General features: G+C 42.0%; 24 protein-coding genes and 2 tRNA genes. 23 read left to right on the forward strand and 3 right to left on the reverse strand.

Annotated elements, in window-relative coordinates:
* Positions 1–46: 46 nt before the first annotated feature.
* The 4 genes from HMPREF1517_RS09825 to HMPREF1517_RS09840 are packed head-to-tail and all read left to right on the forward strand — an operon-like array spanning position 47 to position 4,483.
* Positions 47–1,540, forward strand: coding sequence for an ABC transporter permease (locus HMPREF1517_RS09825; RefSeq protein WP_013990225.1), 1,494 nt, complete (start codon positions 47–49; stop codon positions 1,538–1,540).
* Positions 1,540–2,466: an oligopeptide ABC transporter permease OppC gene (oppC, locus tag HMPREF1517_RS09830; protein ID WP_037601737.1), complete on the forward strand. Its 927-nt coding sequence runs from the start codon at positions 1,540–1,542 to the stop codon at positions 2,464–2,466. Before HMPREF1517_RS09825 ends, oppC begins: the two co-directional genes overlap by 1 nt.
* Before the next feature lie 9 nt (positions 2,467–2,475).
* Positions 2,476–3,561, forward strand: a complete 1,086-nt coding sequence (locus HMPREF1517_RS09835; protein ID WP_037601740.1) for an ABC transporter ATP-binding protein — start codon at positions 2,476–2,478, stop codon at positions 3,559–3,561.
* On the forward strand, positions 3,554–4,483 hold the full coding sequence (locus HMPREF1517_RS09840; protein WP_021143812.1) for an ATP-binding cassette domain-containing protein: 930 nt from the start codon (positions 3,554–3,556) through the stop codon (positions 4,481–4,483). The genes HMPREF1517_RS09835 and HMPREF1517_RS09840 overlap by 8 nt, the downstream gene beginning before the upstream one ends.
* A 50-nt stretch (positions 4,484–4,533) precedes the next feature.
* Here HMPREF1517_RS09840 and HMPREF1517_RS09845 read toward each other — a convergent pair whose 3' ends face one another.
* From HMPREF1517_RS09845 to HMPREF1517_RS09855, 3 genes are read right to left on the reverse strand one after another with little or no spacing between them, the layout of a single operon-like run.
* Entirely contained in the window at positions 4,534–5,319 is a 786-nt protein-coding gene (locus HMPREF1517_RS09845) for a hypothetical protein (RefSeq protein ID WP_037601745.1), read from the reverse strand.
* Between the two features lie 11 nt (positions 5,320–5,330).
* A complete protein-coding gene (locus tag HMPREF1517_RS09850) occupies positions 5,331–6,029 on the reverse strand; it encodes an ABC transporter ATP-binding protein (RefSeq protein ID WP_037601748.1) in 699 nt (232 codons plus the stop codon).
* 4 nt (positions 6,030–6,033) lie between these two features.
* Positions 6,034–6,411 (reverse strand): GntR family transcriptional regulator, encoded by a 378-nt coding sequence (locus HMPREF1517_RS09855; RefSeq protein ID WP_022496273.1) that lies wholly within the window; start codon positions 6,409–6,411, stop codon positions 6,034–6,036.
* A gap of 181 nt (positions 6,412–6,592) precedes the next feature.
* Here HMPREF1517_RS09855 and HMPREF1517_RS09860 point away from each other — a divergent pair, with 181 nt between their 5' ends.
* The 19 genes from HMPREF1517_RS09860 (at position 6,593) to HMPREF1517_RS09950 (ending at position 24,597) form a co-directional block, all read left to right on the forward strand.
* The gene (locus HMPREF1517_RS09860) at positions 6,593–7,387 is read left to right on the forward strand and encodes an HAD-IIB family hydrolase (RefSeq protein WP_037601753.1); all 795 of its coding nucleotides are present in this window, start codon (positions 6,593–6,595) and stop codon (positions 7,385–7,387) included.
* On the forward strand, positions 7,380–8,198 hold the full coding sequence (locus HMPREF1517_RS09865; protein ID WP_037601756.1) for a Cof-type HAD-IIB family hydrolase: 819 nt from the start codon (positions 7,380–7,382) through the stop codon (positions 8,196–8,198). The genes HMPREF1517_RS09860 and HMPREF1517_RS09865 overlap by 8 nt, the downstream gene beginning before the upstream one ends.
* Before the next feature lie 10 nt (positions 8,199–8,208).
* Positions 8,209–9,609, forward strand: coding sequence for a signal recognition particle-docking protein FtsY (gene ftsY, locus HMPREF1517_RS09870; protein ID WP_037601759.1), 1,401 nt, complete (start codon positions 8,209–8,211; stop codon positions 9,607–9,609).
* Between the two features lie 235 nt (positions 9,610–9,844).
* Positions 9,845–10,474, forward strand: coding sequence for a guanylate kinase (gmk, locus tag HMPREF1517_RS09875; RefSeq protein ID WP_002884259.1), 630 nt, complete (start codon positions 9,845–9,847; stop codon positions 10,472–10,474).
* A gap of 21 nt (positions 10,475–10,495) precedes the next feature.
* Positions 10,496–10,810: a DNA-directed RNA polymerase subunit omega gene (gene rpoZ, locus HMPREF1517_RS09880; protein WP_002886855.1), complete on the forward strand. Its 315-nt coding sequence runs from the start codon at positions 10,496–10,498 to the stop codon at positions 10,808–10,810.
* 142 nt (positions 10,811–10,952) lie between these two features.
* A complete protein-coding gene (locus HMPREF1517_RS09885; protein WP_037601762.1) occupies positions 10,953–13,349 on the forward strand; it encodes a primosomal protein N' in 2,397 nt (798 codons plus the stop codon).
* A gap of 17 nt (positions 13,350–13,366) precedes the next feature.
* Positions 13,367–14,302, forward strand: a complete 936-nt coding sequence (gene fmt, locus HMPREF1517_RS09890) for a methionyl-tRNA formyltransferase (protein WP_037601766.1) — start codon at positions 13,367–13,369, stop codon at positions 14,300–14,302.
* Complete coding sequence (rsmB, locus tag HMPREF1517_RS09895; RefSeq protein ID WP_037601834.1) at positions 14,292–15,614, forward strand: 16S rRNA (cytosine(967)-C(5))-methyltransferase RsmB; 1,323 nt, start codon at positions 14,292–14,294, stop codon at positions 15,612–15,614. The genes fmt and rsmB overlap by 11 nt, the downstream gene beginning before the upstream one ends.
* Before the next feature lie 43 nt (positions 15,615–15,657).
* Positions 15,658–16,395, forward strand: coding sequence for a Stp1/IreP family PP2C-type Ser/Thr phosphatase (locus tag HMPREF1517_RS09900; protein ID WP_037601837.1), 738 nt, complete (start codon positions 15,658–15,660; stop codon positions 16,393–16,395).
* A complete protein-coding gene (pknB, locus tag HMPREF1517_RS09905; protein WP_037601769.1) occupies positions 16,395–18,269 on the forward strand; it encodes a Stk1 family PASTA domain-containing Ser/Thr kinase in 1,875 nt (624 codons plus the stop codon). The genes HMPREF1517_RS09900 and pknB overlap by 1 nt, the downstream gene beginning before the upstream one ends.
* A gap of 145 nt (positions 18,270–18,414) precedes the next feature.
* Positions 18,415–19,173 carry a potassium channel family protein gene (locus tag HMPREF1517_RS09910; protein ID WP_037601772.1) on the forward strand — a complete coding sequence of 253 codons (759 nt, stop codon included), beginning with the start codon at positions 18,415–18,417 and terminating at the stop codon, positions 19,171–19,173.
* A 162-nt stretch (positions 19,174–19,335) separates the two neighbouring features.
* Positions 19,336–20,034, forward strand: coding sequence for a cell wall-active antibiotics response protein LiaF (gene liaF / locus HMPREF1517_RS09915; RefSeq protein WP_037601775.1), 699 nt, complete (start codon positions 19,336–19,338; stop codon positions 20,032–20,034).
* The gene (locus HMPREF1517_RS09920) at positions 20,031–21,041 is read left to right on the forward strand and encodes a sensor histidine kinase (RefSeq protein WP_002891418.1); all 1,011 of its coding nucleotides are present in this window, start codon (positions 20,031–20,033) and stop codon (positions 21,039–21,041) included. Before liaF ends, HMPREF1517_RS09920 begins: the two co-directional genes overlap by 4 nt.
* The gene (locus HMPREF1517_RS09925; RefSeq protein WP_002891417.1) at positions 21,031–21,675 is read left to right on the forward strand and encodes a response regulator transcription factor; all 645 of its coding nucleotides are present in this window, start codon (positions 21,031–21,033) and stop codon (positions 21,673–21,675) included. The genes HMPREF1517_RS09920 and HMPREF1517_RS09925 overlap by 11 nt, the downstream gene beginning before the upstream one ends.
* Before the next feature lie 301 nt (positions 21,676–21,976).
* Positions 21,977–22,048, forward strand: a tRNA-Gln gene (locus HMPREF1517_RS09930).
* A gap of 29 nt (positions 22,049–22,077) precedes the next feature.
* Positions 22,078–22,149 (forward strand) — tRNA-Glu (locus HMPREF1517_RS09935).
* A gap of 220 nt (positions 22,150–22,369) precedes the next feature.
* Positions 22,370–22,888 carry a ribosome maturation factor RimM gene (gene rimM, locus HMPREF1517_RS09940; protein WP_037601779.1) on the forward strand — a complete coding sequence of 173 codons (519 nt, stop codon included), beginning with the start codon at positions 22,370–22,372 and terminating at the stop codon, positions 22,886–22,888.
* Positions 22,878–23,597 (forward strand): tRNA (guanosine(37)-N1)-methyltransferase TrmD, encoded by a 720-nt coding sequence (trmD, locus tag HMPREF1517_RS09945; RefSeq protein ID WP_037601782.1) that lies wholly within the window; start codon positions 22,878–22,880, stop codon positions 23,595–23,597. The genes rimM and trmD overlap by 11 nt, the downstream gene beginning before the upstream one ends.
* 1 nt (position 23,598) lies before the next feature.
* Positions 23,599–24,597 (forward strand): NAD(P)/FAD-dependent oxidoreductase, encoded by a 999-nt coding sequence (locus HMPREF1517_RS09950; RefSeq protein WP_002891413.1) that lies wholly within the window; start codon positions 23,599–23,601, stop codon positions 24,595–24,597.
* Positions 24,598–24,649: the final 52 nt, after the last annotated feature.

Here is a 24,649-nt window from a genome sequence, read left to right on the forward strand (position 1 = left end):
TTTCTCATTAGATTGGGAAAGTTCTTTTGGAATTAAAGGAAGAGACATGAAAAAATACATTTTATTGAGAACCCTCCGTTCTCTATTGTCAATATTTGTCGTGACGGCCTTGACCTACACGATTATCTATACCATGGTGCCGAGGCGTCTGATTTTCAGACAGGACCCTAACTACAACAAGATTGCTAAGACAGCTGATTCTAAGGCTAACTATGAAAATACAATCTATGAACGTATGGGTTACATTGATTACTATGACACCAAGGAGTTGCAGGAGAAAGCTAGCTCCCTTGATAAGTCAGTAACCACTAAGCCAACAAAAGAAAATAAAGCTATTTACCAAAAATATGTGGATAGTTTAGGACATGGCTGGCGTTTGCATCAATTCAAGCAAAGTAAACAATTCTATGCAACACGTGATGTTCCAGTGCTTGAACGTGTATTTGGCTTCTATACGCACCTCTTTGAATTTGACAATACTGGATGGGTTAAAGATAAAACAAATCCAAACTTGAAGCGTTACATCCGTATTGAAAATGACCCAGCTATCGGTTGGTCAGTTGTCGGATCAGGGACTAAGCATAAATACTTGCTTTACTTTAACAGTCAGTTCCCATTTGTTCACCAAAACTTTGTGAAGATGAACCTTGGTACATCTTACCCAACCTATGCTGAGCAGGGTGTTCTTGATGTTATTACACAAGGACAAGGGCAAACACAAAGCTCTGAGGTCAACTTCCCTACTGGTAAGAAAGTATCTTCAGTAGATATCTACTCTCGTACTTATAAATCACCAAGTCAGGCTGATGCTAGGGATCGTTCTTACTATGGTGACGACCCTTACACAGCTACTAAGAGTCGCTACCAGTACCCATCAATGGTGACAAGTTCTGCCATTGCTGGTTTGATTGGTTTGGTCTTGTCTTATGCTTTGGCAATTCCATTGGGATCATACATGGCACGCTTTAAAAACACACTCTTTGATAGTGTGTCAACTGGTATCTTAACTTTCTTGCTTTCACTACCAACCATCGCCTTGGTTTATATCATTCGTTTGATTGGTTCTGAGATTGGTCTTCCAGATTCTTTCCCTATCTTGGGTGCGGGTGACTGGCGTTCATACGTCTTGCCATCTGTAATTCTCGGTCTCTTGTCTACACCAGGTCTTGCCATTTGGATTCGTCGTTACATGATTGACTTGCAGTCACAAGACTTCGTTCGTTTTGCACGTGCCAAAGGGTTGTCAGAACAAGAAATTTCGAATAAACACATTTTCAAAAATGCTATGGTTTCCTTGGTTTCAGGGATCCCAGCATCTATCGTTAGTGTTATCACAGGGGCAACCTTGACAGAAACAATCTTTGCCTACCCTGGTATGGGTAAAATGTTGATTGACTCTGTCCGTGCTTCAAATAACGCTATGGTTGTGGGTCTTGTATTTATTTTCACAGCCCTCACCATCTTCTCATTGCTTGTGGGTGATATCCTTATGACTATGATTGACCCACGTATCAAATTGACATCTAAAGGAGGTAAATAATGGCTTCAATTGATAAAAGTAAGTTCCAATTTGTAAAGCGCGATGATTTTGCCTCTGAAACAATTGATGCGCCGGCCTATTCATACTGGAAATCGGTGATGCGTCAGTTCTTCAAGAAAAAGTCAACAACTGTCATGTTGGGAATCTTGATTGCTATCATTTTGATGAGCTTTATCTACCCAATGTTTTCAAAATTTGACTTTAATGACGTGTCTAAGGTTAATGACTTTAGTGTACGTTATGTGCATCCAAATGCTCAATACTGGTTCGGTACGGACAGTAATGGTAAGTCTCTCTTTGACAGTGTTTGGTTTGGAGCTCGTAATTCTATCCTTATTGCTGTTATCGCTACCTTCCTTAACGTTGTTATTGGTTTAGTCGTTGGTGCTGTTTGGGGGATTTCTAAGACCTTTGATATGATTATGATGGAGATCTACAACATCATCTCAAACATTCCTGCCCTCCTTGTCGTTATCGTCTTGACTTACTCATTGGGTGCAGGTTTCTGGAACATGATTTTTGCCATGACTGTCACAGGTTGGATTGGTATTGCTTATACTATCCGTATTCAAATCATGCGTTACCGTGATTTGGAGTACAACTTGGCTTCTCGTACTTTGGGAACACCAACTCCTAAGATTGTGGTTAAAAATATCATGCCACAACTTGTATCAGTTATCGTGACTATGGCTAGTCAGCTCTTGCCAGGATTTATCTCTTACGAAGCCTTCCTTTCTTACTTTGGTTTGGGGCTTCCCGTTACGACGCCTAGTCTTGGTCGTTTGATTTCAGACTATGCACAGAACGTTACAGTCAATGCTTACCTCTTCTGGATTCCATTGACTACCTTGATCCTCGTTTCCCTCTCTCTCTTTATTGTCGGTCAAAACTTGGCGGATGCCAGTGACCCACGTACGCATAGATAGGAGTCCAATATGACAGAAAATAAAAATGTAATATTATCGGCTCGCGATATCGTCGTGGAATTTGACGTTCGTGACCGTGTTTTGACAGCTATTCGAGGGGTTTCCCTTGATTTGGTTGAAGGTGAAGTTTTAGCCTTGGTTGGTGAGTCTGGTTCAGGTAAATCAGTTTTGACCAAGACCTTCACAGGGATGCTTGAAGAAAATGGTCGTGTCGCTAGTGGTTCTATTGATTATCGTGGCCAAGATTTGACCAAGCTTAAGAGTCACCAAGATTGGGCAGCAATTCGTGGAGCTAAGATTGCAACTATCTTCCAAGATCCTATGACCAGTCTTGACCCAATTAAGACTATCGGTAGCCAAATTGTTGAAGTCATTGTCAAACACCAAGGAAAATCAGCCAAAGAAGCTAAAAAAATGGCCATTGATTACATGGACAAGGTTGGTATTCCTGATGCTGAAAAACGTTTCAACGAATATCCTTTCCAATACTCTGGTGGGATGCGTCAACGTATCGTCATTGCCATTGCCTTGGCTTGTCGTCCTGATGTCCTTATCTGTGACGAGCCAACAACTGCCCTTGATGTGACCATTCAAGCTCAAATCATTGACCTTTTGAAATCACTCAAAGAGGAGTATGGTTTCTCAGTGATTTTCATTACCCATGACCTTGGTGTGGTAGCAAGTATCGCTGACAAGGTTGCTGTTATGTATGCTGGTGAAATCATCGAGTACGCAACGGTTGAGGAAATTTTCTATGAGCCTTGTCACCCATACACTTGGAGCTTGCTTTCAAGCTTGCCACAGTTGGCTGACGATAAGGGTGAGCTTTTCTCTATTCCAGGGACACCACCATCACTTTATACACCAGTTGTTGGAGATGCCTTTGCCTTGCGTTCAGACTATGCCATGCAAATTGACTTCGAGGAAAAAGCACCACAATTCCAAGTTTCAGATACTCACTGGGCTAAGACCTGGCTCTTACATGAGGATGCACCAAAAGTTGAAAAACCTGAGGTTATCCAAAATCTACATGAAAAAATCCGTACTAATATGGGATTTGCACATTTAGGAGATGAGGAGGAAGGCAATGCCTGAGAAGTTAGTTGAAGTAAAAGATGTGGAGATTTCCTTCGGTGAAGGAAGCAAGAAATTCGTTGCTGTCCACAATGCTAATTTTTTCATCAACAAGGGTGAAACCTTTTCCCTCGTTGGTGAGTCTGGTAGTGGTAAAACTACTATCGGGCGTGCCATTATTGGTCTAAATGATACAAGTAATGGTGAGATTATTTTTGACGGTAAGAAAATCAATGGACACTTGTCTCACTCTGAGAAAAACGACCTTATCCGTCGTATCCAGATGATTTTCCAAGACCCTGCGGCTAGTTTGAATGAACGTGCAACAGTCGATTATATCTTGTCTGAGGGCTTGCATAACTTCCATCTCTATAAGGATGAGGAAGATCGTAAAGCTAAAATCAAGAAAATCATCAAAGAAGTGGGACTTCTTGAGGAGCACTTGACACGTTACCCTCACGAATTTTCTGGGGGACAACGTCAACGTATTGGGATTGCACGTTCCTTGGTCATGCAACCTGATCTGGTTATCGCTGACGAACCCATCTCAGCCCTTGACGTGTCAGTTCGTGCCCAAGTTTTGAACTTGCTTAAGAAATTCCAAAAAGAGTTGGGATTGACCTATCTCTTTATCGCTCACGACTTGTCAGTGGTCCGTTTCATTTCTGACCGTATCGCTGTTATTTACAAGGGGACAATCGTGGAAGTTGCTGAGACAGAAGAACTCTACAACAATCCTATCCACCCTTACACCAAGTCACTCTTGTCTGCTGTTCCTATTCCAGACCCAATCTTGGAACGTAAGAAAGTCTTGAAGGTTTATGATCCAAACCAACACGACTATTCTGTCGATAAACCAGAAATGGTTGAAGTACGTCCAGGACACTTTGTTTGGGGTAACAAGGCCGAAATCGAGACTTATCGTAAAGAACAAAGTAAATAAGTCTTTTCAATGCAAAAAAAATCGTGTTCCAGAAGGAACACGGTTTTTCTTTAGTCTAAATTTAAGCGTTTGGTCATGATATAGTAGGTACCAAAGTAACTTGCTCCGATGAGAATGAGAGACTGAACTAGACTAAAGATATATGACGAGTTATTAATTGCAGTATTTGTTGCATCTCCGGTCAAGGCTGCACCGATTCCAAAGAAGAAACCAATAAAGAATAGGATAGCCTGAATGGCAAAATAGGCGACAAATCCCATAAGAACTTTGTTAGTGTTGAAGAGATTTCCGATACTAATACAGAGGTAATAGAAAAGGATACCAGCAATCATTGACAAGATTGTAGAAGGGATGAAGAGGTAGAAAGCGCCTATCTCTTTTAGGATCTGGCCAAAGTAGCTGGTAGCTAGTAGGATATCTTTCATATCAAGGCAGAAAGCAGCTATAATTCCAATCGAAAGGAGTATAACGAGTGATGAAATGATATCTAAAATAAAGGCTACCAAGAGTTTAGACAAGATTAATTGGTGAGCAGAAACTGGGAGCGTATTGGTTAGATAACCTTCTCTCCCAAAGACAGTCTTTGCAAAGCGTCTGACAATGAGGACTATTGTCGCTATATAAATGGTTCCCCATACGATAATGGTAGCAAAAACCATCAGTGTGAAGAAAGCAAAGAAGAGTAGACTAGGTTCTTGGTGGCTCTGTTCAGTTACAAAAATAGATTTTCGAAGCATTAAACCCAAGGGGATAGAGAGTAGGATGGCAATACCATAGATGCCAAGGTACCATTTACGGACCGATTGTAATTCATATTTAACTAATTTCCAAAACATGCTCATACCTCCTAGTTGTGGAACATCTCTCTAAAGAGTTTGTCGATAGATTTGCCATGGGCTTGACGGATATTATCAGCATCACCCTGAAGTTCAATCTGACCGTATTTTAAGAAGACAACTTCATCTAGGACGGATTCAATATCTGCAATCAAATGGGTTGAAATGATCACAGAAGCATCTTCAGAGTATTGGTTGATGATGGTTTTAAGAATGTAGTCACGTGACGCGGGATCGACACCACCAATAGGTTCATCGAGGAGATAGAGTTTAGCCTCACGACTCATAACCAAAATCAACTGAACTTTTTCTTTGTTACCTTTTGAGAGGTCTTTAAGGCGCAAATCAGGCTGGAGCATTAAATCCTGCAAGAGTTGCAAGGCAAGAGGATAGCGGAAGTCAGCGTAAAAGTCTTGGAAGAAATCCAAGTAGTACTGTATTGTCTTACTTTCATCTAAATAGGTTGTGTCAGGCAAATAAGCCACTTGCGCCTTAGTGATAGGTGACGGCTGAAATCCATTAATGGTCACTAAACCTGAAGTCGGTTGAAGGAGGCCGTTCAAAATTTTGATTAGGGTTGTTTTACCACTACCGTTTGGTCCTAAGAGACCAATGATTTTACCAGAAGGGATGGACATGGTCACATCTCTAAGGGCTGGAATACCATTATAGGTCTTGGTGAGATTTGTTAAAGTTACAATATCAGTCATCGGTCTACAAGTCCTTTCCTGTTTGTTCGATGTAGTCAGTGATGATAGATTTGATTTCAGGTGAGCTAAAACCAATGGCTGTCATCTCAGTGACAAAGTTTTTCATGAGACTTTGGGCAATCTCGTGTCGTTTTTGATCAATTAGTTTTTCATCTTCGGTAACAAAGCGACCAGAGGTACGGGCAGAGTAGACCAACCCCTCTTTTTCAAGTTCTTGGAAGGCTCTTTGTACAGTGTTAGGATTGACCCCAGCTTCCTGAGCAAATTCTCTAACGGGTAGGAGTTGTTGTCCCATACTCAATTCCTTGGAAGCTATCTTCAGTTTGACGCGATAGGCGATTTGGAGATAAATTGGTGATTTTTCATCAAATGTCCAAGCCATAAGAGACTCCTTTCTAAAAGTATAATAGCATTATTTTTGTACTACCATAATGATACAACTAAAATGCTGGATTTGCAAGTAAAATGCCATATTTTCTCTAATTTCTTTGGCTTTTCCCAAACTTATATTCCTATTTTTGGTACAATAGGGGCAAGTATATTCGACCTGAAGGGAGATTATTTTGAAAATTTTAGCAACAGATATGGATGGTACCTTTCTAGACCATCTTGGTGCCTATGATAAGGCACGTTTGGAAAACCTTTTGGATGCGTGTGAAGCTGAAGATTACGTTTTTACAGTAGCTTCTGGTCGAGCTCTCTTGGCCTTGGAGGAGCTTTTTGATGGGTTTGTGGACCGCATTGCTATTATTGCGGAGAATGGGGCCTTGGTTCAGTACAAGGGTGAAGTCCTGTTTGAGTCCAAGCTAGAACCTAAAGATTATTTGGAAATTGCAGATACGACTTTAGCCTTGCCAACTTGCGAGGGAATTCTCTTGTCGGGACGTCGTGGTGCCTATGCTCCAAACGATGCAGATCCAGCCTATCTTAAGGCCATGGAACGTTACTATGAAAATGTTATGACAACGGACCTTGAAGCGGTTACAGATGATATTTTCAAGGTAACTGCTAAGTTCCAAGGGGATACCATTATGGAACGTGGTGACTACCTCAACACGATTTTTGAGGATATGACAGCTGTGACAACTGGCTTTGATTCTATGGATATTATCCTTAAAGGTGTGGACAAGGGCTTTGGTCTTTACCATCTTTGTCAAGAGTTGGGGCGTCAAGCTTCAGATGTTGTAGCCTTTGGTGATAATCTCAATGATATGGAGATGTTGACCTTTGCTGGGCATGCGGTTGCTACGGAAAATGCCCGCGATGAGATTAAGGCAGTAGCTGACGAAGTGATTGGTCACCATAAAGACGGTGCAGTCTTTGACTACATGGAAGGATTGGTGGACTCAGATGTCTGAGATTAAATTATTGGCCTTGGACCTAGATGGGACACTCTTCACTAAGGATAAGCAAGTAACAGCTGAAAATAGAGCTGCTCTGAAAGCGGCAGAAGCTAAGGGGGTTCATGTGGTCATTACGACTGGTCGCCCTCTGCCAGCCATTACTCATATTTTGGAAGATTTGGGCTTGTTGGATGATAAGCACTATAGTGTGACCTTCAATGGTGGCTTAGTTCAGCGTAATAATGGGGATATCCTCATAAAGAAAGAGATGAGTCAAGAAGATTTAAAGCAGATTTATGCTGTTTTTGAGCCTCTGGGGCTTCCGATGGATGTTATCAGTGATGGCATTGTCTATGGTGTGCCAAGTAAAGGCAATCATTCTCTCTATCGTCAGGCTAATCCTACCTTGACCTTCGTTGATGTGGAGAGTATTGATGACATTCCTGAAAATATCGTCTATAATAAGGTAGTTACGGTCTGTGAGGAAGCGTTTTTGGATGCTCAAATTCCAAAAATACCTGACCATTTACACCAAGCGTTTGAGGTCTTTAAGTCTCGTGAAATTATCCTAGAGGTCATGCCTAAAGGTGTTCATAAGGCTGTAGGTTTGAGACTCTTGACTGATTACCTTGCTCTGGATAAAAGTCAGGTCATGGCTATGGGAGACGAGGAAAACGACTTGACAATGTTGGAGTGGGCTGGTCTTGGTGTGGCTATGGCGAATGCTGTTCCCAAGGTCAAGGCTGTTGCCAAGGCAGTAACAACAAAAACTAATGAGGAATCTGGAGTGGCTGAGGCCATCCACAAATATATTCTAGAGAAATAAGGAGAACCAAATGGGTCTATTTGATCGATTATTTGGACAAGAGGAAAACCAGTCACAGGAAACTGTAGCAAATCACGAAATTTCAGAAACTGAGGCTCTTGATAATCAAGACTTGTCAACAAGTGAAGGGATAAGCGAGAGTCAAACAGAACAGCTTAGCGAGTCAGAGACTCAAGTAGAAGAGATTTCATCCAAAGAATCTGTTGAATCAAGTGATTCTACTGTGACAGAAGGAAGTGAAGTAGCGTCTTCTGACGAAGACCTTTCTGTTGATAATCAGGCTTCAAGCGAAGCAGAAGGTGTTTCAGAGTCAGAAGAAAGTCAAGTTGCTGTGGATAACCACTTTGCGGATGTCATGGCTGATTACTATGCTAAGAAGGCTCAAGTAGCTGCTGCTGCAGAAAAAGGTGAAACTGTCACTTTTGAAGCCGTTCAAACCCGTAAAGTTGAGGAAAAACCTGAAGAAGTTCAGGTTTCAAAAACTGAAACAGAACAAGAAAAATATAACCGTACCCTCAAGAAGACGCGTACTGGTTTTGCTGCTCGCTTGAATGAATTCTTTGCGAATTTCCGTCGTGTTGATGAGGAGTTCTTCGAAGAATTGGAAGAAATGCTGATTCTTTCCGATGTTGGGGTTAATGTTGCAACGCAATTAACGGAAGATTTGCGCTATGAAGCCCGCCTTGAAAATGTCAAAAAGACTGAGGACTTGCAACGCTTGATTATTGAAAAACTTGTAGATATCTACGAGAAGGATGATGTCTACAAGGAGCAGATTAATTTCCAAGATGGTTTGACAGTCATGCTTTTTGTTGGTGTTAACGGGGTTGGTAAAACAACTTCTATTGGTAAGTTGGCACATAAATACAAAGAAGCAGGCAAAAAAGTCATGCTTGTTGCTGCCGATACCTTCCGTGCGGGAGCTGTCGCTCAGTTGGTTGAGTGGGGACGCCGTGTTGATGTGCCAGTAGTGACTGGTGCTGAGAAGGCTGACCCAGCTTCAGTGGTCTTTGACGGTATGGAAAAGGCCCTTGCTGAGGGAGTTGACGTCCTTATGATTGATACTGCGGGGCGTTTGCAAAATAAAGACAATCTTATGGCAGAGCTTGAAAAGATTGGTCGTATTATCAAACGTGTGGTTCCAGAAGCACCTCATGAAACCCTCTTGGCCTTGGATGCCTCAACAGGTCAAAATGCCCTTAGTCAGGCTAAGGAATTTTCAAAAATCACACCTCTCACAGGCCTTGTCTTGACTAAGTTGGACGGTAGTGCCAAGGGTGGTGTGGTTCTAGCCATTCGCCAAGAGTTGGATATTCCAGTTAAGTTAATTGGTTTTGGTGAGAAAATTGATGACATTGGTGAGTTCCATTCAGAAGAATTCATGCAAGGTCTCTTGACTGGTTTGGTTTAAAAGAGTATTTAAAAAAGAGTGAGTACTGAGAAAAGGAATTCACTCTTTTTAATGGTGTCCTCACCTTGAAAAAAGTCGCTTTTATTGGTAAAATAGTAAGGAAAAACGCATGCTCTGAAAAGTGAGCTGTAACTTAATCACTGAACAACCCCTAAACCAAAAAAAAGAGATGATTGTTTTCTCTTTTTTAAGGTGAGTCATAAGAAGATTTTTAATCTTAGTTTAAGGAGAAGACATGTCTGAACGTGGACTTTTGATTGTTTTTTCAGGGCCTTCTGGTGTCGGAAAAGGAACTGTTCGTCAGGAGATTTTTTCAACACCTGACCATAAATTTGAATACTCAGTATCAATGACCACACGTGCTCAACGTCCTGGTGAAGTTGATGGAAAGGATTATTTCTTCCGTTCGCGTGAGGAATTTGAAGAGCTTATTCGTAATGGTCAAATGTTGGAATATGCTGAGTATGTGGGTAACTACTACGGAACACCTTTGACTTATGTTAATGAAACCTTGGATAAAGGTATTGATGTTTTCCTTGAAATCGAGGTTCAAGGTGCCCTTCAGGTTAAGAAAAAGGTCCCAGATGCTGTCTTCATCTTTTTGACACCACCGGATTTGAACGAGCTTCAAGAACGTTTGGTTGGTCGTGGGACAGATTCTGAGGAAGTTATTGCTCAACGTATCGAGCGTGCGCGTGAAGAGATTGCTCTTATGAGCGAATACGATTATGCCATTGTTAATGACGAAGTGCCTTTGGCTGCTGAGCGTGTCAAACGTGTTATTGAAGCAGAACACTTCCGAGTTGACCGTGTGATTGGTCGCTATCGTAATATGATTTCAGAAAAGAAATTATCAGATAAATAAATTAGAAATAGGTATAGAATTATGATGTTGAAACCCTCTATTGACAAACTTTTGGATAAAGTGCCTTCAAAATATTCATTGGTTATTTTGCAAGCCAAACGTGCCCATGAATTAGCCGCTGGTGCTGAACCAACTCAAGAGTTTACGTCAGTAAAACCAACCCTTCAAGCCCTTGAAGAAATTGAATCTGGTAATGTGACTATCCACCCAGATCCAGAATCTAAACGTGAATTGGCACGTTTGAAAGTGATTCAAGCACGTCTTGCTGCTGAGGAAGAAGAACGTAAAATCAAAGAACAAATCGCTAAAGAAAAAGAAGAAGGCGATAAAATCTAAAATCAAAGTCATGCTTTGGTTTATGAGGAGAGGGGAGCTGAGGCATAGTGTCTCAGCTTCCTTCTTTATGACGATAATAGACAGCTCATATTTTCTTGAGCTTGGAAGATACTGGTCTTAAGGAAGTGACAGGAGGGAATTTATGGTTTTAGTAGCACATATTATTGTCGACGTTCCTCTGATGCAGACGGACAGACCTTATAGTTACCTGGTACCGGAAGCCATGCAAGAACAAATCGCCATCGGTATGCGGGTTCATGTGCCTTTTGGTAAAGGAAATCGTCTACTTCAAGGTTTTATTATTGGCTTGGAAGAGCAGGAAAATTTAAGAGATTTTCCTGAACTAAAACCCATCGCTGAGCTTTTAGATTATGAGCCAGTGCTTAATCAGGAACAGCTGGATTTGGCTGATCAGATGCGACATACGGTCTTTTCTTATAAGATTTCCATCTTGAAGTCAATGCTACCTGGTCTCCTTAATTCGCAGTACGATAAGGTTATCATGGCAACTGATAAACTGGGTGAAGAGGAAAAAGAGACTCTCCTTCAAGGGCAGAATCATATTCTTTTCTCGCAGTTGTCAGAGGTACAACGTCAAGCCATTCCTCGTCTGGTCCAATCGGGGCGTGTAACGGTTGATTACCTGGCTAAAGATAAGCAGAATATCAAGACTGAGAAGCACTATAGTGTTCAAAAGGGTATTCTCGAGACTTTGGCTATTTCGCAAAGGGCTAAGAAACGATTGGAGTTGCGAGACTTCTTGCTAGAAAAGAGTGAGTCTGGCAAGTTGACGGATCTCCACAAGCTTTTTTCACGAGATGTGGTTAAGTTTTTCATTGAAGCTGGTGCCTTGGTCATCACCGAAGTTGAGGTCAATCGTGCCGATAGCTACTTTGAAAAGGTAGAAAAGACAGATTTTCTTGAGCTTAATGCTCAACAGGCACATGCTGTTGAAGAAATGACGCGCCAAATTGGACAAGGTGGCAAACCTTTCTTATTGGAAGGAGTGACGGGATCAGGTAAGACAGAGGTTTACCTGCATCTTATCGAGAGGACCTTGGCAATGGGTAAAACTGCTATTGTCTTGGTGCCAGAAATTTCCTTGACACCCCAAATGACCAATCGTTTCATTTCGCGTTTTGGGGACTTGGTGGCGATTATGCATTCAGGCTTGTCAGACGGTGAAAAATTTGACGAGTGGCGTAAGGTTAAATCTGGTCAGGCAAAAGTTGTGGTAGGAGCGCGTTCGGCTATCTTTGCTCCTTTGGACAATATCGGAGCTATCATTATCGATGAGGAACATGAGGCGACCTATAAGCAGGAATCCAATCCTCGCTATCATGCAAGAGATGTTGCCTTGCTTAGGGCTAAGAGTCATGGAGCTGTGCTTGTCCTTGGGTCGGCAACACCCTCTATTGAGACACGGGCGAGAGCTCAGAAAAGGGTTTACCATTTTCTTGAGTTGACACAAAGGGCTAATCCTAATGCTAAAATTCCACAGGTGGAAGTGGTGGACTTCAAGGATTTTGTGGGCCGTCAAGAGGCGAGTGATTTTACACCACCTCTTTTGGAAAAAATCAGGGAACGTTTGGCACGTAAGGAACAAGTCGTATTGATGTTGAACCGTCGTGGGTATTCCTCTTTTGTCATGTGTCGTGACTGTGGCTATGTGGATGATTGTCCGAATTGTGATATTTCACTGACCTTGCACATGGATACCAAGACCATGAATTGCCACTATTGTGATTTTCAAAAAGCAATACCACATGTCTGTCCCAACTGTCAGAGTCGTCAGATTCGCTATTATGGGACTGGGACACAGAAGGCCTATGACCAGTTAACGGATCTTTTGCCAGAAGCCAGAGTGATTCGTATGGATGTTGATACGACACGTAAGAAAGGTGCTCACGAGAAACTCTTAGAGACTTTTGGAAATGGTAAGGCTGACATTTTGCTTGGGACTCAGATGATTGCCAAGGGCTTGGATTTTCCCAATGTCACCTTGGTAGGGGTCTTGAATGCAGATACGTCCTTGAATTTACCAGATTTTCGTTCGGCTGAGCGTACCTTCCAGCTTTTGACTCAGGTGGCTGGTCGTGCTGGTCGTGCTGACAAGGAAGGGGAAGTTATTATTCAAACCTATAATCCTAGTCATTATGCCATTCGGTTTGCGCAACAACAGGATTATGAAGCTTTCTATGCATATGAGATGGGGATTCGACGTCAGTTGGCCTATCCGCCATATTTTTATACGGTAGGAATCACGCTTTCTCACAAGGATGAAGAGTTTGTCGTCCGCAAGAGCTATGAGGTTATGGCTTATTTAAGAGAGCACTTGTCAGACAAGGTGACCTTCCTAGGGCCAACGCCTAAGCCTATTGCTCGAACACATAACCTTTATCATTATCAGATTATTATCAAATACCGTTTTGAGGATAACTTGGAAGAAACGCTTAATAGGGTCCTTGACATGACTCAGGAACCTGAAAACAAGGACCTGCGTTTGATTATCGATCACGAACCTCAGAATTTTACCTAATCTAGAAAAGGAAGAATATGACAAAATTAGTATTTATGGGAACGCCTGCCTTTTCAGCGACAGTGCTGGAAGGACTTTTGACAGATGAGCGTTACGATATTGTTGCTGTGGTGACGCAACCAGACCGTGCTGTCGGCCGTAAAAAAGAAATTCGCATGACACCGGTCAAGGAAGTAGCCTTGGTGCATGACTTGCCAATTTATCAACCGGAAAAATTGTCAGGGTCAGAAGAAATGGCGCAATTGATGGCACTTGGTGCTGATGGGATTGTTACTGCAGCTTATGGACAATTTTTACCAAGCAAGTTGCTTAATAGCATGGATTTTGCGGTGAATGTCCACGCTTCTCTCTTGCCAAAATACCGTGGTGGGGCACCTATTCATTATGCCATTATCAATGGGGATGCAGAAGCAGGTGTGACAATTATGGAAATGGTCAAGGAGATGGACGCTGGTGACATGGTTAGCCAAAAGGCCTTGCCAATTCTTGACGAGGATAATGTTGGTACCATGTTTGAAAAATTGGCCGTCTTGGGTCGTGACCTTTTGCTTGAGACCTTGCCTGCCTATATTGCTGGCGAAATCAAACCTGTTCCTCAAGATGCCAGTCAGGTAACATTTTCGCCAAATATTAGTCCAGAAGAGGAGCGTCTTGATTGGAATAAATCGTCTCGTGACATCTTCAATCAAATCCGTGGTATGTACCCATGGCCTGTGGCACATACCTTGTTTGACAGCAAACGTTTCAAAATTTATGAAGCGGACTTGGTAGAAGGTCAAGGACAGGCTGGTCATATCATTGAAAAGACCAAGAAGAGTTTGGTAGTTGCGACTGGTCAAGGAGCCATTTCACTTAAGACAGTTCAGCCTGCAGGAAAACCCCGTATGGCTATTGCTGATTTCCTTAATGGGGTCGGACGCAATCTTGAAGTAGGTGATGCATTTGGCCAATGATTGGAAAAAAACATCCCGTGGACAGGCACTTGAAGTCTTAGAAGAAGTCTTCCAGGAAGGAGCTTACTCAAATATTGCTCTCAATGCCCATCTGAGCAAGTCGCATCTGACAGATAAGGACAAGGCCTTGGTGACGGAAATTGTCTATGGGACCGTAGCTCGTAAGATTACGTTGGAGTGGGTCCTAGCCCATGTCATCGAGGACCGTGACAAGCTTGAACCTTGGGTCTATGACTTATTGCTTTTGAGCCTCTATCAGTTGGCCTATTTAGATAAGATTCCAGCCCATGCGGTGGTTAATGATGCCGTTTCTATTGCTAAAAATCGTGGCAATAAAAAGGGGGCTGAGAAGCTGGTCAATGCGGTTCTTCGTAAACTATCTAGCCAGCCTTTGCCAGATCCAAGCACAATCAAACGTGTCAATAAACGCTATTCTGTTCAGTATTCTCTACCTGTATGGTTGGTTAAAAAACTTATCGACCAGTATGGAGAGGATCGTGCCCTTGCTATTTTCCAAAGCCTTTTTGTGAGAAACAAGGCTAGTGTGCGTGTAACGGATGCGTCACGTTTGGAAGAGATTGCGGACGCCACTGGGGCTGAGTGTTCAGTATTATCCCCAGTCGGGCTTGTTAAGTCTTCAGGTTACTTTGCTGGGACAGATTATTTCAAAGAGGGCTTGTTGACCATTCAGGATGAGACCAGTCAACTGGTTGCGCCAACTTTAGGGATTCAAGGTGAGGAAGAAATCCTGGATGCCTGTGCGGCACCTGGTGGTAAGACTGTCCATATGGCCTCATATTTGACGAGTGGACATGTGACGGCGCTTGACCTCTATGATCATAAGCTTGCTCTTATCGAAGAAAATGCACAACGTCTTGGCTTAGCTGATAAGGTTAAGACTCAGAAACTGGATGCTAGTCAGGTACATCAAGTCTTTCCAGCTGATAGTTTTGACAAGATTTTAGTGGATGCACCTTGTTCAGGAATTGGACTCATTCGTCGGAAACCCGATATCAAATATAACAAGGATCTCCAAGACTTTGAGTCCCTTAAGGCTGTGCAGTTGGATATCCTATCCAGCGTTTGTCAAACCCTACGAAAAGGTGGTATAATAACATATAGTACTTGCACCATCATAGCAGAAGAAAATCAAGAGGTGATTCAAGCCTTTCTTGAGAGCCATCCTGATTTTGAGCAAGTTGCCTTAGACCATCTATGTAAAGACATCGTGGTCAATGGCTGTTTGGCAATTACCCCCGAACAGTATCTAACTGATGGTTTTTTCATCGCACAGTTGCGAAAAAAAGCTTAGGGTTACAGAGGAGGAAATGCTGACGCAAGTCAGAAAGAAAACTATGGAAATATCATTATTAACGGACATTGGCCAAAAACGGTCAAATAACCAAGATTTTGTTAATAAATTTGTCAACCAAGCTGGTGTTATCCTTGTCGTTGTTGCAGATGGGATGGGCGGACACCGTGCTGGAAATATTGCCAGTGAGATGTCAGTGACTGATCTTGGTCGTGACTGGATTAACACTGATTTTCGTGAGTTGAGTCAGATTCGTGATTGGATGATTGCTGCCATTGATGCAGAAAATCGTAAAATTTATGAACTTGGCCAAAACGAAGAATATAAGGGAATGGGAACAACTATCGAGGTTCTTGCCTTTGTTGATAATGCTGTGATTTTTGCCCATGTTGGGGATTCACGTATTGCCCTTATCCGTAATGGTGAGTATAAGCAATTGACGAATGACCATTCTTTGGTCAATGCTCTTATCAAGGCTGGTCAGTTGACCGAAGAAGAAGCAGCAGTTCACCCACAACGTAATATCATTACGCAATCTATTGGGCAAGCTGCTCCGATTGAGGCTGACCTTGGTGTTCAACAATTGGAACCAGGGGACTATATTTTGGCCAATTCAGATGGTTTGACCAACATGGTTTCAGTCGAACAGATTGTTCATATTGTCAACAGCCCTGGTTTCGTCGAAGAAAAAACGAGTCGTTTGGTAGCTGCAGCCAATGAGGCAGGTGGACTTGATAATATTACCGTTGCTCTCATTAAGGTAGAAAGTGAGGAAGGATAATGATCCAAGTTGGCAAATTGTTTGCTGGACGTTATCGAATCCTTAAATCTATCGGACGTGGTGGTATGGCGGATGTTTATCTGGCTAATGACCTGATTCTGGATAATGAAAAAGTGGCTATTAAGGTACTTCGTACCAATTACCAAACTGATCAGGTGGCTGTGGCCCGTTTCCAACGTGAAGCGCGTGCCATGGCAGAACTCAGTCATCCTAATATCGTTGCTATCCGAGATATTGGCGAAGAAGACGGCCAGCAGTTCTTGGTGATGGAGTATGTGGACGGTTCGGACTTGAAGAAATACATTCAAGACCATGCGCCACTTTCTAACCAAGATGTTGTGCGTATCATGGGGGAGGTCCTTTCCGCCATGACTCTTGCCCATCAAAAGGGCATTATCCACCGTGACCTTAAGCCACAAAACGTTCTTTTAACTAAGGACGGTACAGCCAAGGTCACAGACTTCGGAATTGCGGTTGCCTTTGCAGAGACTAGTCTAACTCAAACGAACTCTATGTTGGGTTCTGTCCACTACCTCTCACCAGAGCAGGCTCGTGGATCTAAAGCGACTATCCAAAGTGACATCTATGCTATGGGTATTATGCTTTTTGAAATGTTGACAGGTCATATTCCTTATGATGGCGATAGTGCAGTAACCATTGCACTCCAACATTTCCAAAAACCACTACCATCGATTTTGGCAGAGAACCGTAACGTTCCCCAAGCTTTGGAAAATGTGGTTATTCGAGCAACAGCCAAAAAACTAGAAAATCGTTACAATAGTACTTTGGAAATGAGCCGTGACTTGGTAACGAGTTTGCATCCTAGTCATCGACGTGATGCCAAGGTAGTCTTTGATGATATGACGGATACCAAGACCTTGCCGAAGGTTGATCCAGTTCCATCAGCAAGTCTTGAGAAAAAAGCCGTTGCTGCTGAACCATCAGAGCCTACACCTGCTCCAAGTAAACAACCAAGGAAAAAAACGACACCAGCTAAGAAGAAAAAGAAGAAGAACTTCTTCTCAACCTTACTCAAGGTTTTCCTAGGACTTGTCTTTATTGGTATTATCATCTTTGCTTATTTAGTCTTTACCAATCCTGATAATGTCCAAGTACCTAATGTGGTCGGTCAGGAGTTGTCCACAGCTCAGACTAAAATTGAGGGTGCTGGATTTAAGGTAGGAGAAGTCAAAGAAGTGGAAGATGACTCTGTCGATACGGGTAAGGTCATCAAGACAGATCCTACAGCTGGAACCACACGAAAAGAAGGATCAAGCATTGATGTCTATGTTTCTTCTGGTAGTAAAGGTTTCGCTTTGAAAGACTACAAGGGTAAAAACTATAAGGATGCCATTGAGGACTTAACTTCGAATTATGGTGTTTCTGAGGACCAAATTGATATTCAGCATGTCGAAGACGACAGTGCTGAAGAGGGAGAAATCCTATCTCAAAGTCCAGGGAAAAACAAGTCTTTCAATCCTAAGGATAGTAAGGCTAAGATTAAGTTCCGTGTGGCAACTCCTAAGACAGTTACCATGCCTGATGTGACTGGTTTGACGGTTTCAACAGCGATTCAAACCTTGAATCGTAAGAATATCTCAAGTAGTAGCATCGAGTACCACGACTATAATACTGGTGCCAAATTAGATAAGGATAAGGTTCCTAGCAGTACGGAGGTCCTTTATCAAGATCCACAAGCTGGTACAAGTGTTGATGGTACAGTGATTCTCTATGTTTCGGTTGCAACAGCAAGTTCAAACCTTCAGTCAAGCTCAAGTAGTACGACACATTCGTCATCAACGAGCTCAAGTACTGACAGTACAACTTCAAGCACTGAAACCTCGACAGAGGCTACTCACACAGAACTACAATAGATTAAAAAAACTTAGACATAATAAAGAGAGGTTATTTAATCTCTCTTTTTTGCTACCTAGAGATCTTATCGATAGCCTAAAAAGCCTGCTTGCCAGAGGTCAGAGATTCTTTTATAATGAAGACATCACATATAGGAGAGACGCTATGAGAAACCGTAGAAAACTGAGAAGGTATATCATTACCTACGATATTGTCATAACAGTCCTGGCCCTGATTTCCATTGGCTTGGTTATCTTTGATTTAGTTGGCTTAATTTCAATTGGAAGGCGACCTTTTAGAGTGATAGATCAGTCTATAACGCTCATATTTGCCATTGATTATGCGATTCGTTTCTCCTTAGCACCTCGTAAGCGAATCTTTGTTAAAACACATGTGTTGGACTTGTTGGCTATTATTCCCTATAATGAAGTCTTTACCTTCCTCCGATTTTCAAGAGTGGGACGCTTTGCCAGGTTGGCCAAACTCTCACGTTTAATTGGTTTGAGTAGCAAACTCAAGCATATTTCCAATCGTATCAATCGCAGAAATGGCTTTTATTTTCTACTTTCGGTTAATAGTATTATCATTCCTATCAGTAGTGCTGTTATTGCCCGAGTAGAACACCATAATTTTATAGATGCTATTTGGTGGTCTGTAGCAACGGTGACTACGGTTGGTTATGGAGATATCGTCCCTAAAACGCTTGTAGGTAAGGCAGTCGCTGTTATTCTCATGTTTAGTGGGATTGCCACTCTAGGGTTGTTAACTAGCTCTCTTAATAATATTTTTGTGCGGTCAGGTCGTCAGACTGAACGAAAATTAGCCGAGCTTAAGAAAGAATTAGCAGAGCAGCGTGTCATACTGGAGGAAATCAGAAGTACAGTGCTAATGATAAGAAGCAAAATGGACGATACTGACGATTAAGATTTTTGAATGAAAGACTGTGTTTCCTGTAATGGAGGCACTTTTTTGCTTTCTTCTGCCCCTTTTCTATCTTGATTACTCAATGCTCAAACTGGGTCTTTTTGTCAATTGCCTTAAAATTTGATAGAATGAAGCCTGTATACTTTTATTTGAGAGGTCCTTATGACCAAATTTAATTTTTTCTTAGTGGTGGAAGCCCTGTTTTTGACTCTGGGCCTGATTACCATTTTTAATAATGATATTACCAGTTTTATTTTCATTCTGGTTTTGACCTTGTTAGCGGTTCGCTTTTTTAATAAGGAATCCAAAAGTGACTTTGTCTTGACCATCTGTTTGATCTCACTTTTTCTGGTTTCCATGTGGAATATCTATGTGGTACTTGCGATTTTAGTGGGTGTGGCCTATGTCATGATTAACCATTTTTCACAGGTTAAGAAAAAGAATCGCTACGCTCTCATTCAATTCAAGGAAGACGACTTGGATCCTCAGGCTGTGCGAAATCAGTGGATTGGAACTCGGATGGAACCTGTCAGTGATCGTTATGACTTTGATGATATCAATATCATCCGTTTCTTTGGAACAGATGTGATTGATTTGACCCAGGTTATCGTCTCGGGGCGAGATAATGTTGTGATTTTGCAGAAACTTTATGGTCCGACGACTATCTTGGTACCAATTGATGTTTCCGTCAAGCTCAATATATCAGCGATTTATAGCTCTGTCACCTTCTTCAATGAAGATGAGTACGACCTCCGTTACGAAAGATTGACCTTGCAGGGGGCGGAGTATGAACATGCTCATCGAACAGTGAAATTGATTCTCAATGTGGGAGCTGGACCAGTGGAGGTACGTCGCAAATGAAGAAACAGTACCTATTTTTGATTCTGATTTATTCAGTTGTTGTTCTGGTTGGCGTTACCCTAGTGGTTATGGATAGCTTTAACCTTAACTTTTCATTGGTTTTTGGTAATCTATCTCAGGTCTTCCATTTTCTTTTTAACATGTTTTTTGTGGTTCTGAGTTTGCTCATTTTGCTTTATATTCTTTGGGCCATTGCCAATGATAACAGTATGCGATCAGTCAATCAGGATTTGCGCCGCATTATCAATAATCAACCAGTCAAACGTCAGGGAGATATTGAGTTAGACAAGAATATGATGCGCTTATCTCATAAGATGCGTAAATTGACTAAGGACTTGCAGAAAACTGAGAATGCTCAAGCTCTTCAAAGCCGTGATATTATTAAGAAGGAACGAGGACGTATTGCTCGTGACCTTCACGATACCGTTAGTCAGGAACTTTTTGCGGCTAGTATGATTCTTTCTGGTGTCTCTCAGATGGCGGACCAGCTAAGTAAAGAAGATTTGCATAATCAAATTCAGGCGGTTGAGGCCATGCTGACGGATGCTCAAAATGATATGCGTGTCTTGCTTTTGCATCTTCGTCCGACAGAGCTTGAGAACAAGACCTTGCAAGAAGGCTTGCAGATGATTCTTAAGGAATTAACCGATAAATCCAATATCCATGTCGTCTACAAGGATATGGTTAAGAAAGTGCCTAAGCGTATTGAAAATAATCTCTTTAGGATTGCCCAAGAGTTTATCTCTAATACTCTTAAACACGCCAAGGCTAGCCAGATAGAGGTTTATCTCTATCAAAATAGTCAGGAAATTCAATTGAAAATGTTGGATAATGGTGTTGGTTATGATTTAAATGCGTCGACTGACGAGATGAGTTATGGACTGAAAAATATCCAGGAGCGTGTCGATGAAATGGCGGGAACTGTGCAGTTCCTATCTGCTACAGGTAAAGGAACATCTATTGATGTTCGTGTGCCGATATTAAGAGGAGAAGACAATGTCGAATAAGATAAATGTGATTTTGGTCGATGACCATGAGATGGTCCGTTTGGGCCTTAAGAGTTTCCTGAATCTCCAAGGAGATGTCGAAGTGGTTGGAGAAGCGAGCAATGGCCGAGAAGGTGTTGACCTTGCCCTGGAACTTCGTCCAGATGTCGTCGTAATGGACCTTGTCATGCCTGAATTAGATGGTGTTCAAGCGACTTTGGAATTGCTCAAAGAATGGCCAGAAGCCAAGATTTTGGTTTTGACTAGCTATTTGGACAATGAAAAAATTTATCCAGTCATTGAAGCTGGTGCTAAAGGTTATATGCTTAAAACTAGCAGTGCGGCAGAGATTCTCAATAGTATCCGTAAGGTTTACCGTGGTGAAGAAGCTATCGAAACAGAGGTGGACAATAAGATTAAATACCACGATAGCCATCCGGACCTACACGATGACTTAACGGCACGTGAACGTGATATCCTGGCACTTTTGGCTAAGGGTTATGACAATCAGACCATTGCTAACGAGCTATTCATTTCATTGAAAACCGTTAAAACTCACGTGTCTAATATCCTAGGAAAACTCAATGTTGATGACCGTACTCAGGCTGTTGTTTATGCCTTTAGACATCATTTGGTTTCACAGGATGATGAATAAAGTTATCAACTAACCTTGTTATTTAGAGGCTAGGGAGAGTTATCGTAATTCTTACCCCTTACTCGGATTTTGCGAGTCAAATCTTTTGACTTTATTTCTAGCAAAACATATAATGAAATTATCCTAAAACTTTTCTTTTTTCATATGAGGTTGAAGCGACCTCATATCATCTATCTAAGTTCGCTTAGATGATGAAATCTCCTAACTCCTAGCAATCGGTATTTCCGGTTGCTTTTTTTGAAAAAAGTTTAAAAAAGTGTTGACAGCCAACTAGTTTTTCTGTAGAATAATAAGAGTCTTTTGGGGTATAGCCAAGCGGTAAGGCAAGGGACTTTGACTCCCTCATGCGTTGGTTCGAATCCAGCTACCCCAGTTCTACCTGAGGGTAGAGACACAGATTATGGTCCGTTGGTCAAGGGGTTAAGACACCGCCTTTTCACGGCGGTAACACGGGTTCGAATCCCGTACGGACTATGAGTGCCAGCTAGAGAAAGCTGGTTTTTTTGTGTCCTTTTTGATAAAATAGAGGGGTTGACTGGCCTAAGCCAGACATTTTATACCACTTTAAAATCATAAATGACAAGACCTTGACCCGAAGAAATAACTTTGTTTAGTGATGGTTATCAGATGATGCTAAGCAGTTGGTCGAGTCGTGGTTTCATTTGAATAAGAAAACATATAATAAGGAAATTCAATGACATACTATAACGTTGGAAAGATTGTGAATACACAGGGCTTGCACGGGGAACTTCGTGTTTTGTCTGTAACAGATTTTGCGGATGAGCGTTTTAAGAAGAAGAGTGTCCTAGCCCTTTTTGATGACAAAGACAATTACATCATGGATGTTGAGATTGCGAGTCACCGTAAACATAAAAACTTTGATATCGTTAAGTTTAAGGGGCTTTACCATATCAATGATGTGGAGAAGTATAAGGGCTGCAGCCTCAAGATTGCTGAGGAAAATTTAACAGACCTTGATGATGGGGAATTTTACTACCATGAAATTATTGGCCTTGATGTTTACGAAGGTGATACTTTGATTGGTCAGGTCAAAGAGATTCTCCAACCGGGCGCTAATGATGTTTGGGTAGTAAAACGTAAAGGCAAAAAAGATTTGCTCTTGCCATACATCCCACCTGTAGTTCTCGATGTTGATGTTGTAGCTGGACGTGTTGAGGTTGAGCTCATGGAAGGATTAGACGATGAAGATTGATATCTTGACCCTATTTCCAGATATGTTTGCTCCCTTAGAGCATTCCATTGTTGGTAAGGCAAAGGATAAGGGCCTTCTAGAAATCAACTATCACAATTTTCGTGAAAATGCGGAGAAGGCTCGTCACGTAGATGATGAACCTTACGGTGGCGGTCAAGGTATGTTGCTACGTGCCCAGCCAATTTTTGATACTTTTGACAAGTTAGACGTCACAAAACCTCGCGTTATTCTCTTAGATCCTGCGGGTCGTACCTTTGATCAGGCCTATGCAGAAGAATTGGCGCAAGAAGAGGAATTGGTCTTTATCTGCGGTCACTATGAGGGTTATGATGAGCGCATCAAAACCTTAGTGACAGATGAGATTTCCTTGGGAGATTTTGTCCTAACTGGGGGAGAGTTGGCTGCAATGACTATTGTAGATGCGACTGTCCGCTTGATTCCTGAAGTTTTAGGTAAGGAAGCTAGTCATAAGGATGATAGTTTCTCATCAGGGCTTTTGGAATTTCCACAGTACACGCGCCCAGCTGAGTTTCGTGGCATGAAGGTGCCAGATGTTCTCTTGTCAGGGCACCACGTCAATATTCGACGTTGGCGTATAGAACAGAGTTTGCGTAAGACCTGGGAGCGTCGACCAGACCTCTTGGAAAACTATGACTTTACGGATGAAGAACGTCAGATTTTAGAAGAGATAAAAGCAGAAGGAAAATAAAATGTCAGAAGAAAAGATTTACGATATTACCATTATCGGTGGTGGGCCAGTAGGACTTTGGGCTGCCTTTTACGCCGGTCTACGTGGTATGACTGTTAATATTATTGAGAGTCTGTCAGAGCTTGGTGGACAACCTGCCGTTCTCTATCCAGAGAAGAAGATCTACGATATTCCAGCCTTTCCGCAAACGACAGGTGCGGAATTGACAGAAAATCTCTTGACTCAACTTAAGCGTTTTGAAGATCGTGTCAGCATTCATTTGAAAGAAGAAGTGCAAACCTTTGAAAAGAAAGAAGGCATCTTCACAATTGCCACTAGTAAGGGCCAACACTTGTCTAAGGCTATCGTCATTGCTTGTGGGAATGGTGCCTTCGCTCCCCGTCCTTTGGGTGTGGACAATGAAGAAGATTATGCGGACAATAACTTGTTCTATAATGTGCATAGTCTTGACCAATTTGCCGGCAAGAAGGTTGTGATTGCTGGTGGTGGAGATTCAGCTGTTGACTGGGCTAATCACTTGGATGGGATTGCTGAGAGCGTGACTTTGATTCACCGCCGTGATGCCTTTCGTGCCCATGAGCATAGTGTAGAGCTTCTTCATCAATCGTCAGTTAATGTGATGACGCCTTATGTGCCGCTTGAAATCAAGGGTGAAAATGGTCTTGCCCAAAGTTTGACAGTTCAAAAAGTGAAGTCAGACGAGGTTGTGGAATTGCCACTTGATGCCCTTATTGTTAGCTTTGGCTTCTCAACCAACAATAAAAACCTTCGTAACTGGAATGTTGATTACAAACGCTCTAGCGTTACTGTTAATGCGCAGTTTGAAACCTCACAAGAAGGTGTTTATGCGATCGGTGATGCAGCAGAATATGAAGGTAAGATTGACTTGATTGCTGTGGGAATGGGTGAAGCCCCTATCGCTATCAACCAAGCTATTCAATATATTGATCCAGATGGTAAGAATCGTCCGGTTCACTCAACATCATTAATCGAAGAATAATGTCAAAAGAAGACTTTGTCTTCAATCTAAGGAGAGACTTGTCTCTCTTTTT

Origin of the sequence: Streptococcus sp. ACS2, from assembly GCF_000525585.1 — a bacterium.
In the GTDB taxonomy this organism is placed as follows: domain Bacteria; phylum Bacillota; class Bacilli; order Lactobacillales; family Streptococcaceae; genus Streptococcus.